Genomic DNA, 11,538 nt, shown 5'->3' on the forward strand with positions numbered 1-11,538 from the left:
CTCGGAGAGATTGTTTTAAGTTTTGATGATGGACCTCATCCTATCAATACACCAAAACTTCTAAATTTATTAAAAAGGAAAATATCAAAGCCTTATTTTTTATTGTGGGACAAAATATTGAATCTGGTAAAAATTTTGATATAGTAAAAAGAGCTTTTGATGAAGGACATGTAATTGGGAATCATACTTATTCGCATAAAAATTTAAAAAAGTTATCTGACATGGAAATAAAATCAGAAATCTTAAGAGCAGAAGAATTAGTTGGAAATTATTTAACAATTCCCAAATTAATTAGACCACCATACGGTGCGGCTGACATGCGTGTAAATAAAATTATTCATGAACTCGGATATTTTAGTGTACTATGGAATATTGATACTCTTGATTGGAAAAATAGAAGTATAAATTGGGTTAATGATGCAATCAATCAAGTTAAGCTACGAGAAGATAGTATAATTTTAATGCATGATATACATAAAACCACTGTTGATAATGTTTCAAATTTAATTGCAAAAATTAGAGATCAAGAAAAGCAATTTAATTTTATTGCTTATGTATAAAGCATGTAAAATAAACTTATACGATTGTTTTTTTTTGTATGAATTACACATAGTACTCTATTATATATGGCATTAAGAATAAATTAAATAGCACGTTATTTGCAATACCTTTATGCCTATTTTTTAAATTAATAAATAAATCGGCACACAAATTTTATGAATGTTACAAAATTTGTTCAATCATGGTTACCACATGATGAAATATTATTACCATTTTATAAAGGAGTTTTTGAATTTATAGATAAACATTTAAACTATAAGTATTTAGAGGATAACGAGAATATTAAATCAAAAATAATTTCGGATCCTTTACTTGGTTATATCCATTTGACAGCTATTGAAGTTGCTATAATGGATACGCCACTTTTTCAAAGGTTAAGATACATCAAACAATTAGGTCTAGCATATCTTATCTTTCCATCTTTGGGCTATTCAAGATTTGAACATTCTTTAGGTGTTTTAGGAAGGTTAAATCAAATATTAAATAAGCTTAAAGAAAATAATTACAGAGTATATGAAGATGATACAATTGATAAAATTATTAAAAAATACGAAACATCAATCAGATTGGCTGCTTTATTACATGATTTAGGACATACTTTATTTAGTCATTGCAGTGAAAGAATTGTTAATAATTTGTCTCCAGATGAGAATTATCCAAATTCTAAAAAAATTAGCGAAATATTTACTGCTCATTTTCAAAAAGAAAAATTAATTCCATTCGCTGAATTATTTGCGATAGTCCTCATTGGGAGTAATAACTTTTTGGATTTTTTAACAAAAACTCAACTATATACACATAAACAGTTAAAACAGATTTTAGAATGGAGCGGTAGATTTATCCTTGGTCTACCGATTATTGAAGATAGTAGTAGTGTGTTTTTATCACAATTATTAAGTAGTGGGCTTGACGTTGATAAAATTGATTATATGACAAGAGAGCAGCACTATTCCGGCATTCGTTTAGAAATTGATTTGGATAGAATATTAAGTAAGATTCAGGTTTATGAACTAGAATCAAATGAAATTCCAAAACAACTTGAGTATTTAAATTCTCTTTATGAAGAAAACTCAAAATATAAAATTTTAGGATTTTCAAAAGGTGGACAATTTGCATTTGAAGAATTTTGTATAGCAAGACTAGCATTACATGTAAAAATTTATTTGCACCAAAAAGTCAGAGCTGCAGAATGTCAATTAGAGAGTTATTTAAATCAACTTACAAAAATTGATAATTTTAAATTAGCACATAATTGGCTTTTACTGCCTGAATCGTTAGTAAGATTTCCACAACTAATTGATTCAGTAATTAGTATTGAACCTGACTTATTTGCTGATCATCAAATTAGTAATATTGATCTTTCAGGTTTTAACAAAATTACAAATAGAGAATTACTATTAAGAGCATATGCTTTTGGTCCACTTAATAATTTTTCAGAAGGGTATGCTGATATAAATATCTCAAATATTTCTAAACCAGAAATTGATAACTTTTTCAACCAATTCAATACACATGAACTACTTGAAAAAATAAAAATTGAATGTATTGAAATATTTCGTTCATTAAATTTTGAAAATAATTTTGAATTAATAAATACCATAATAATTGATTTGCCGAGACTAATTAATATTCAGCAAGGGCAAGAATCAATTTATTTTGAAAATCCACCTTTAATGCCAATAAGATGGACCATTCCCATTGATAAAATTGTTGTTTATTTCCAAGAAAATAGAGCACTAGCTTATGTATTTTCCCCAAAAGAAATTGCGCATATTGTAGCAATTGCTTCAGAAAAAATTATCTTTAATTCAATTAATAAAGTTTTTAATCAAGAAAATATTATATCTAACCGCATTTTTAAACAGACCAAAGAAATTAAAAATGAACTAACAGATAAAGAGTATTATAAAAAATATCCCCAATTAAAGGGGGTTTCCGATTATCTTCAAAAGGCAGATGCATCCACCAAAATTAAGCAAATATATGAAAACCTAGCGAGTTTTAAGTCGTTAAATGATGAACGTATTACACTTAATAGAATTTTAACTTTTGTAAATCAATTTCCACAAGAATTACAAAGAGCATGCTTGGATTTTTTACAACATCTTAAAGTTTATAATGAAAGTTTATTAAAAATTGAATTAGATAAAGTTCTTGAAAAAATTGGTTCTGGTAAAAAAATTGGATTTGCATTTTTAGGAGGTGTTGCTGATAGTGGAAATAGGTTAGTATATCATCTTCGGGAAAGCATTGAAAGTTACAGTCTGGATGAGCCTAGTAAAATTGATGATGCATTGATAAATAACTCTGATTGTCTATTAATATTTGATGATAACGTAAATTCTGGATTACAACTAATTAATATTATTGGTGAACTTTTAAATGAAAAGGACAAAATAGATATTGAATTAATATTAAATGAGGCACATATAAACCCACTTACAACTGAAAGAGCAAAAAAGAGAATAAAAGAAATGGATATTTATTTTGTATATATAGTTGGCAAAAATAAAAGCGATAAACAAATAAAAAAACATTTAAATAAATTTTTCGGTTTCGATGAAGATAAAATACATTTTTCGATAAATACGATTTTAAAAGATGAGGATAGATTGTTTACTGGATCAAATTCTGATTTCAATCACGAAAAGAAAAAGGAATTACGTGTCTATTTGGAAGAAATAGGAGAAAAACTTCTTAGAAATGAAGGGAAAAATAAAGATAAAATCGATCGATGTAAATTAGGTTATTCTGCTGCGGAAGCTATGGTATTATTCCCATATAATGTCCCAACTATGACAATAACTGCTCTTTGGTGCAAAGGAAATTTGGATGAAGATATTCCTTGGTTTCCACTTGCCGAAAGAAGAAGAAGAAGCAAAAACGGAAAATATATTGGGGAGGATTAAAAAGTATAAATTACTAATTGATCTTTTCGTCATTCTTAATGCAAAGATTTGTAAAATCAACATAGTATTGCATAAGTTTTGTCTCAACAAATTCAATATAAATTGGTAGAAGTAAATTACAATTAAATAAAAAAGTAAGTTACAGTTTTTTGCTAAAGTAGATTTCCAAATTCGTGAGGACGGAATGATAAATTGTTAAGGTAATATTAACAAAAGTTATTTTGTAAATTTTAAGTGCTAGGCAGCAAGTTATGACAAAGGCATCCCTTTAGGATGTATCAATCCGTTATGTTACATTAGATACTTGGAGTAAATATGGATTCAATAAAATCCTTTAAAAAAAAATATGTTAAAGCTTTGAGAGATGATAATGCGGCAATTTTTGCTGGTGCTGGATTATCAATGCCTTCAGGTTATGTAAATTGGAAAGAATTACTTAGGGAAATCACAGAAGAGTTAGGACTGGATATTGAAAAGGAAAATGATTTAGTTGCTATTGCTCAATATCATAGGAACGAAAAAGGTAATCGTGCAAATTTAAATCAAGAAATTATATCGAAGTTTACGAAAGAATTTGAATTATCAAAAAATCATGAAATATTAGCAAGGTTGCCAATTAAATATTATTGGACAACTAACTATGATAAAATTATTGAAAAAGCTTTAACAAATTCAAATAAAAGGATTGATGTAAAAATCACAAAAGATAATCTATCCATAAATGTACCCAAACGTGATGTAATAATTTATAAAATGCACGGAGATGTCGAGCATCCAACAGAAGCTGTTATCACGAAAGATGATTATGAATCTTACAATTTGACCAGACAACTATTTACAACTACATTACAAGGTGATTTAATATCGAAAACATTTTTATTTATTGGATTTAGTTTTGACGACCCCAATTTGGATTATATTTTAAGTAGAATAAGAATTTTATTAGGTGAAAGCGCTAGAGAGCATTATGCAATTTTTAGAAAATTGAAAGAAATTGATTTCATAGACAAAGAAAAATACTTATATGCAATGACAAAACAAAAATTAAAAATTGATGATTTAAAGCGTTATTCAATTTCAGCTGTTTTAGTGGATGAATTTGAAGAGATTGAAGATATTTTAATAGACATAGAAAAACTATTTAATCTTAATAAGGTCTTTATTTCTGGAAGTGCTGTAAAATATGGCTCATGGTCGGAAATAAAAGCTAATACATTTATGCATGACTTATCAAAATCGCTTGTTGAAAAAGATTACAAAATTGTTTCTGGTTTTGGTATTGGTGTTGGGGGAACAATAATAAATGGAGCACTTGAAGCAATTTTTGAATCAAAATACAAAAATTCTAGTAATTATTTAGAACTTCGACCCTTTCCACAATTTAAATCTGGAAAAATTACTCTACACGAATTGTGGGAAAAATATAGACATGATATGATTTCAAAAAGTGGGATAGCAATTTTTCTATTTGGCAATAAATTTAACAAGAAAAAAGTTATTCAAGCAAAGGGTGTATACCGTGAATATCAAATTGCTAAAGAACTCGACTTATCTATCATACCAATAGGTTCAACAGGTTATACTGCCAAGAAAATATTTTATGAAATTAGTAAAAACATTGATAAATATGATTATTTAAAGGATTACCTAGATGTTTTAAAAAACTCAAAAGATTCTAATTTAATAATTAAAACTGTTCTAAAAATAATTACAAATATTTCGAAGGATTATCTTAATTAATAGGAGGAAAAAATGGCTCGAAAAGTTTTTTTTAGTTTTCACTATAAACCAGATAACTGGCGTACCTCACAAGTTAGAAACATTGGTGCAATTGAAGGAAACAAACCTGCTTCAGACAACAAATGGGAGGAAGTCACAGATGGTGGTGACGAAGCTATTCAGAAATGGATTGATGATAATATGTACGGTAGAAAATGTACAATTGTTTTAATAGGGGAAAATACGGCAGGGCGAAAATGGATAAATTATGAAATTAAGAAAGCTTGGAAAGATGGAAAAGGTGTTCTAGGAATTCATATTCACAATTTAAAGAACTCTTTGGGTGAACAAGCTAAAAAAGGAAATAATCCTTTTATTGGAATTTCGATAGACGGAACAACTCTAAGTGACAAGATAAAAGTTTATGATCCGCCTTACTCAACTAGTACATACGTCTATGACAATATAAAGGAAAATATTTCAGATTGGATTGAAAAAGCAATTGAAATTCGAAATAAATATTAAAGCGACAAAACTAAAAAAACTACATGTCCACTGCAATACAACCTAAATTAAAACAAGATCATCATTCCATATTACTATGGTTAAAAATTACATTTAGGTCAAATTAGAAAAGAGGATTATTTTATACTAAATCCAAATAGTAACCTTTTAAAACTATTTTTTAATTGTGTGAGTTCTTTTCTATATACATATTAAAGTAAATTAAAATAGTAGGAGATTAAATGACAAAAATTAAAGATTATTTTGGAATAGAAATACTACCAGAACCTAAAAGCCCTTCAATTAATTTTAATGCTTTAGAAACAAATGTTAGCAATTATGTTAAACAACTAAACAACTACGACGCTGAAAAGTTTAAAGTATATTTATATACAATTGCATTCAGTTTTCCTGCGGATAATAGGGCTGAGTCTATGACTAAACTTAAAAATGTTATGTGTCGTCTTAGAATACCAAAATATGAATATGATAAAAAAAGGATGATGATTTGGAATCCTTATATTCCAAAGGAGATAGCTCTAGTTAAACATACCGATGAAGATAAATACCAACCCTATAATCCATCTGAAATTAAAATTATTCCAAGTGTTAAAAGAATAGTATATCAGTTTTCTCAAAATTCACTTTCTAACATAAGATCATTTTTGCACACAATTGTACTTTCTGTCCATAATGATGTACCTGAAAAAAATCGTAAATTTAGAGTTGTTCTTACCTGCATTCCTACAATAGACTTTAAGAAGACTTTATTGAATAATTACAACCTCTCCGGGGCAACTTTAAAAGAACTAAATGACGAAGGTATTAAATCAAGCCATGAAATTAATCTTATTGAAGAACAACAAATTAATATATTCGGAGATGATTCAAGTTTATCTTTACCTACTTTTCATTCATTCTTGGCTTATCCCTCAAGTGATGAAACAGATGCTATAATATTTCAAGAAAGATTAGAAGAATTTGGAATAAATATATGGATCGATAAAAAACATATGATACCTGGATCTAATGTTTTAGACGAATTATCAAAAAGAGTGATAACTTGTAACTCAGTATTAATTGCAATTGGAAAATCAGGAATTGGTCCTTGGGAAAAAAAAGAGTTGGAGATTGCTATTCATGATGCTGTGAAAAAAGAGAAAACAATAATTCCTGTATTTTTACCAAAAGCACCTAAAGATGTAAAAATTCCACCTTACCTAAATAATTATTTATGGGTTGATTTTAGAAAGGGCTTTAAAACTGAAGAACTAAAAAGAATAGCAACAAGTGTAAAAAATAAAAGAGTTTTATAACTACAATAAAGACTATACATCGTTAAAGACGGCCAAATTAATTCACTCAGTTATAGTTAGGTTGTTTGCACAATGTTTTCATAGAAAAATAATAACTGTACTACCACAGAGGTAAATAATTATGATAAATTTAATCAAAATTATTTTAGAATATCGATTCATAAGCACAATCTTTTAACTCACTTTATTATCCTAAAAAGTTAAGAAATCAATCATATGAAAAATTTAAAATTGCTCATTTACATGAACAAGGGCAAGACATGATTATTGTCCCACTTAAATCTTCATTTGGACAACTTTCACAACACGAACAAAATGAAAACTTAAATGCACTACAATTATGTGCTTCAGAGGCTGGTTTAAGAGGTATTGTTTGTTTAGTTTGGAATATAGGGAGTGTGTTTAATTTTATGGCACCAGATGAGTGGTGTCCATTTTTCAATAGTATTGATATTCAGTTCGTTATGATGAATATTAATAGAGAACTTACCTGCACAAATGGATAATCTTTAACAAATAATGAAATGTTTTATGTTTCTTCATTTAATGCGATGTTCTTCAAAATATACTTTAGTATATAGTTATTATTTATTGTTTATTTATAAATTTTCAAATTTGATTGATATTATTAAACTTCCCCTCATATGTGGATACGAAGAATAAATTAGTAAATTGATTGTCAAAAAATATAATTAATTATCGTACACATGCAATGTAAACGAAAAAACTTTCAAGGTGTTTTACAATTCAGTTTTAACAAAGATATTACAAGTTAGCCTTCAATTAAATTTGATTCTAAAAATGTTTTCTTAAACTTAAAAATAAAAATATAAGTACAGTAATTTGTTTATTGCATATGAAGTATATTTTACAGGATTTATGAACTTGTAGCTAGTTTTAATAGTAGTTTCCAATTAAAGCTATTCAAATTCTTTTATAATAATTTGGAAGTAAAGGAACAGAAAATCATGCTCCCTTCAAATTCAGAAGAATGTGAAAAAATTTATACAATCCTTTCCGGAGATTTCAAAAATTATAGCAATCAAATAAAAAGCGTGTTAAAATCTCTAAGAAGTTCGGCAAGTCATTTAGCTGTTTATAGAGATTTGGTGATGAGTTAAATTTATGAAATTGATGCTGGGGTATTCTTATTATCAGGCATTATGGTTTATCTTAAACTTCAATTAATGTTCGGAAATAACGGAAAGAATAAATAATTCAAAAAAAATAGTTGTGAAAAATCATTTATCCATAATTGATATTAATGACAAAAGAATAATCAAGAGTTCTTCCGAATTAGCAAGCCTTTTACACTATTTAAAAAATGAACAAAAATTACTTGGACTTACATTTGATAACAACACTTTAAAACTAATTGATTATGATGAATTATTTAGTCCAAACAGATTTGAAGATTTTAATTTCAACACTACAATAGTACTTGATAGAAATCTATTAATTGCAGCGAGGAATATTTTTAATAATAGGTGTGCTCAAGATAATGTCGACAGATTCTTTCTCATGGTTTTATCTTATGCGATGTTTACAAATTCACTCATTGATTATAACATTTCACTATATGAGGGGGGTAATAATAAATTTATTTCTGCAATTGATGATCTTAAAAAAATTAGAGTCTTAGATAATTTATCTCTTGATATTATATTAAAATTATTATTTGGGGAAATAAAGAAAATACCCGTAAATGAATTTAAGAAAGCGAAACAAAAAACAAAGCAAATATCAGAATTTTTGCGAAAAGAAAATTATAATAAGCAATTAAGATTATACAAACAAACCTATCCTTATTTTTTAAAAGCTGCATCCTTACTCAGAGATAGAAATCTAAGCATTCAAGTTAGAATAAAACGATTCCGGACGTGGATTTATGATGAATATATCTCAATGAACATACCAATCATTATTGTTATGCATTCGATTCTTAATGAAGAAAATATCATGAAAAGTATATTTATTAATAATAAGGAGAAGTTGCTTAAAAATTTACGAAATGCAACATGGGACACAACAATTTTATCATACATGCGAGAACAATGCACCAAAAATCATGGACACTTTTTTATAATGGCAACATATGATGTAAAATTAGTTGAAATGATGAAATACTGCTTTGTAGCTGATGAAGAAATTGATAATGTCTTTAATGAAAATAAAATCGAGATAAAAAAAATTATTGAACAGAACAATAAAATTTTAAAATCAAAAAATAGAAAAAATGATGTTGAAGAGAGACTAAATAAATTAGATATAATTACTGAAGAATTAGAAAATGAACTTTTAAACCATATTTATGAGGCTCAAATGAAATCATTTGAAGATTTATTTATTGAAGCAATTCATAATTTAAAATTAGTATCCATTAAAATGAATTCTAACGAAAAAGGAATTATTCAACGAATTTGTGTTCCATTTGATTTTGGACCAAGTAAAAGATATAAAGACGGAATAAATAGATATCATGTACTTGACTTAAATAGTCCTGATGGTAAACATAATCTTGCAATATTACCAACTCAATTAATAGATCTGGAAATATTAGATGAAAGTTTTGAACCCGGTGATTATGTTACATGGAAAACGAATTGGATAGTTCCAAGGGATTGGGGTAAATATTCATGAAATATGTGAAATTTGAAATAGAAGGTTTACGTAGAATTAAAAAAGCCAATTTTATTTTCAGTGAAGCGACTTTTTTAATGGTGAAAATAATGTTGGTAAATCAATTGTATTTTGAGCTTTGGAAAAATAATTTACAGTTGATGCAAGATGCAAAATAGAAGATTTCTTTATACAAGAAAATGGGGAACAAGCTTGTTAATTTCACTATATGTCATATGTATTTGTATTTCTTGATGACATTATATTCTTAATATTAAATGAAATTGCTTGATAAAAAATGAAATACACCAATAACAAAAATAAAAAGAAATGGCAAAAGAAATTCATAGATGAAGTACTTAATCAAAATGTGAATACTGATTTCACAAAATCACTCTTAAATGATACAAATAAACTGAATGAAAAATCAAATTATATTCCTAAAAGTCTTTGTAAATATTATTGTCCTACATCAGAAAATATTTTAGATATACAGAAAAAATGCCTTTGGCTTTCAAATCCATATTATTTTAATGATCCTTTTGATTGTAAAACCGGTTATGATAGTATTGCTTATGAAAAGAATATAATTTTAGAATTTTTTAAAGAAAATGGACTTATTGATAAAACTAAAATTAAAGATGGATTTACAGAAGTTGAAAAGAATAGGATTTTAAACTCGAAAATTGTTGATTATGATTATTTGTGGACAAATTACGAAAATTATGATAGTGTAATTTATAAAATCCTAAATGAAAAGAATTATGATTTTAGGCGTAAGATTCATTCATTAATTAGAAAGTTGAAATTAGATATCGAAAATAAAATGAATCTACTTAGAAAATCAGAAATCAGAGTAGCATGCTTTTCAGAATTTAATCGATTAGAAAATTTTAAAAAAAATCTTCAAATGTGGTCTCATTATGCTGATAACCATAAGGGATTTTGTATTGAATATGATCTAACCCCTCTAAAAGAATTTACTTCATTTACAAAATCTGAGTCAGATTATTATTTAAATAAAAATGAATATATTGATGAGAAATTGAAAGCTGCCATTATAGCCGGATTGTTTCCAATAATTTATACATCAAATAGAGTAAACGTTCATGTTACAAAACTTAAAAAATTAAAAATAGATGATAATGGGAAATTGATAAACAATATTGATTTAAATAAGATATTGTTAAAAACCTTTATCATAAAATCAACAAATTGGAGTTATGAAAAGGAATGGAGGATAATAATTGATGAAGAAATTGCCGATCATTTTGATAATAAAATTCCCTTTCCATATATACATAGAATTTATCTTGGATGTAAAATGGATCGCTATACAGCAGATATGATATTTGAAATTGGGAAAGAGTTAAATATTGAAACTATACAACTTAAAATGGATGGGAAAAGATTTTTATTAGGAGAAGAAAGCTCATATTTACGAGAATGGGAAAAAGAAGAAAAAAAGAGGAGCAATCCTTTTAAACAATATTAAATATTACAACAACAAAATAAAAAGCGTATTACAATCTCTAAAAAGTTCTGCAAGTCACTTAGCTGTTTATAGAGATTTGGTGATGAGTTAAAATTCAAATCAAATTAAAATTGGAGGTGTTATGAATTCACTAATATGTGATGCTATACGCAATAAAAAATTATTGCAGTATTATTACAATGGAGGAACAAGGGTAGTAGAACCTCATTGTCATGGAGTAACTACTGCTGCGAATGAAGGTCTGCGTGCTTTTCAAGTAAGTGGTTATTCAGAATCCGGTAAATTAGGCTGGAAAATGTTTGATTTAGGAAATGCCAATAATATTACAAAATTAGATGAAACATTTGATGGACCAAGACCTGGTTATAGGAAAGGCGATAAGGGGATGTCTCATATTTATAGTGAACTTTAATTT

General features: G+C 27.1%; 11 protein-coding genes. All 11 read left to right on the forward strand.

What is annotated here, in order from left to right; translation table 11 throughout:
- Positions 1–68 precede the first annotated feature (68 nt).
- The 11 genes from IPM32_08965 (at position 69) to IPM32_09015 (ending at position 11,535) form a co-directional block, all read left to right on the forward strand.
- On the forward strand, positions 69–560 hold the full coding sequence (locus IPM32_08965) for a polysaccharide deacetylase family protein (GenBank protein ID MBK8945385.1): 492 nt from the start codon (positions 69–71) through the stop codon (positions 558–560).
- A gap of 156 nt (positions 561–716) precedes the next feature.
- Positions 717–3,470, forward strand: coding sequence for an HD domain-containing protein (locus IPM32_08970; GenBank protein ID MBK8945386.1), 2,754 nt, complete (start codon positions 717–719; stop codon positions 3,468–3,470).
- Positions 3,471–3,785: 315 nt separating this feature from the next.
- Positions 3,786–5,210: an SIR2 family protein gene (locus IPM32_08975; GenBank protein MBK8945387.1), complete on the forward strand. Its 1,425-nt coding sequence runs from the start codon at positions 3,786–3,788 to the stop codon at positions 5,208–5,210.
- A 12-nt stretch (positions 5,211–5,222) separates the two neighbouring features.
- On the forward strand, positions 5,223–5,714 hold the full coding sequence (locus IPM32_08980) for a TIR domain-containing protein (protein ID MBK8945388.1): 492 nt from the start codon (positions 5,223–5,225) through the stop codon (positions 5,712–5,714).
- Positions 5,715–5,935: 221 nt separating this feature from the next.
- On the forward strand, positions 5,936–7,009 hold the full coding sequence (locus IPM32_08985) for a toll/interleukin-1 receptor domain-containing protein (GenBank protein ID MBK8945389.1): 1,074 nt from the start codon (positions 5,936–5,938) through the stop codon (positions 7,007–7,009).
- A 260-nt stretch (positions 7,010–7,269) separates the two neighbouring features.
- Positions 7,270–7,515 (forward strand): hypothetical protein, encoded by a 246-nt coding sequence (locus tag IPM32_08990; protein ID MBK8945390.1) that lies wholly within the window; start codon positions 7,270–7,272, stop codon positions 7,513–7,515.
- A 462-nt stretch (positions 7,516–7,977) separates the two neighbouring features.
- Positions 7,978–8,130 (forward strand): hypothetical protein, encoded by a 153-nt coding sequence (locus IPM32_08995; protein ID MBK8945391.1) that lies wholly within the window; start codon positions 7,978–7,980, stop codon positions 8,128–8,130.
- 112 nt (positions 8,131–8,242) lie between these two features.
- Positions 8,243–9,649 carry a hypothetical protein gene (locus tag IPM32_09000; protein ID MBK8945392.1) on the forward strand — a complete coding sequence of 469 codons (1,407 nt, stop codon included), beginning with the start codon at positions 8,243–8,245 and terminating at the stop codon, positions 9,647–9,649.
- Positions 9,646–9,807, forward strand: coding sequence for a hypothetical protein (locus IPM32_09005; protein MBK8945393.1), 162 nt, complete (start codon positions 9,646–9,648; stop codon positions 9,805–9,807). Before IPM32_09000 ends, IPM32_09005 begins: the two co-directional genes overlap by 4 nt.
- A 119-nt stretch (positions 9,808–9,926) precedes the next feature.
- Positions 9,927–11,123, forward strand: coding sequence for a DUF2971 domain-containing protein (locus IPM32_09010; protein MBK8945394.1), 1,197 nt, complete (start codon positions 9,927–9,929; stop codon positions 11,121–11,123).
- Positions 11,124–11,244: 121 nt separating this feature from the next.
- Complete coding sequence (locus IPM32_09015; GenBank protein MBK8945395.1) at positions 11,245–11,535, forward strand: hypothetical protein; 291 nt, start codon at positions 11,245–11,247, stop codon at positions 11,533–11,535.
- The last annotated feature ends 3 nt before the right edge of the window (positions 11,536–11,538 follow it).

It is taken from the genome of Ignavibacteriota bacterium (assembly GCA_016716225.1).
Lineage (GTDB): Bacteria > Bacteroidota > Ignavibacteria > Ignavibacteriales > Melioribacteraceae.

Bases quoted from the DNA above. Each gene is read 5' to 3' on its own strand.
- IPM32_09010 (MBK8945394.1), top strand. From the start codon at position 9,927: ATGAAATACACCAATAACAAAAATAAAAAGAAATGGCAAAAGAAATTC.
- IPM32_09015 (MBK8945395.1), top strand. From the start codon at position 11,245: ATGAATTCACTAATATGTGATGCTATACGCAATAAAAAATTATTGCAG.
- IPM32_09005 (MBK8945393.1), top strand. From the start codon at position 9,646: ATGAAATATGTGAAATTTGAAATAGAAGGTTTACGTAGAATTAAAAAA.
- IPM32_08970 (MBK8945386.1), top strand. From the start codon at position 717: ATGAATGTTACAAAATTTGTTCAATCATGGTTACCACATGATGAAATA.
- IPM32_08975 (MBK8945387.1), top strand. From the start codon at position 3,786: ATGGATTCAATAAAATCCTTTAAAAAAAAATATGTTAAAGCTTTGAGA.
- IPM32_08985 (MBK8945389.1), top strand. From the start codon at position 5,936: ATGACAAAAATTAAAGATTATTTTGGAATAGAAATACTACCAGAACCT.
- IPM32_08980 (MBK8945388.1), top strand. From the start codon at position 5,223: ATGGCTCGAAAAGTTTTTTTTAGTTTTCACTATAAACCAGATAACTGG.
- IPM32_08990 (MBK8945390.1), top strand. From the start codon at position 7,270: ATGATTATTGTCCCACTTAAATCTTCATTTGGACAACTTTCACAACAC.
- IPM32_08995 (MBK8945391.1), top strand. From the start codon at position 7,978: ATGCTCCCTTCAAATTCAGAAGAATGTGAAAAAATTTATACAATCCTT.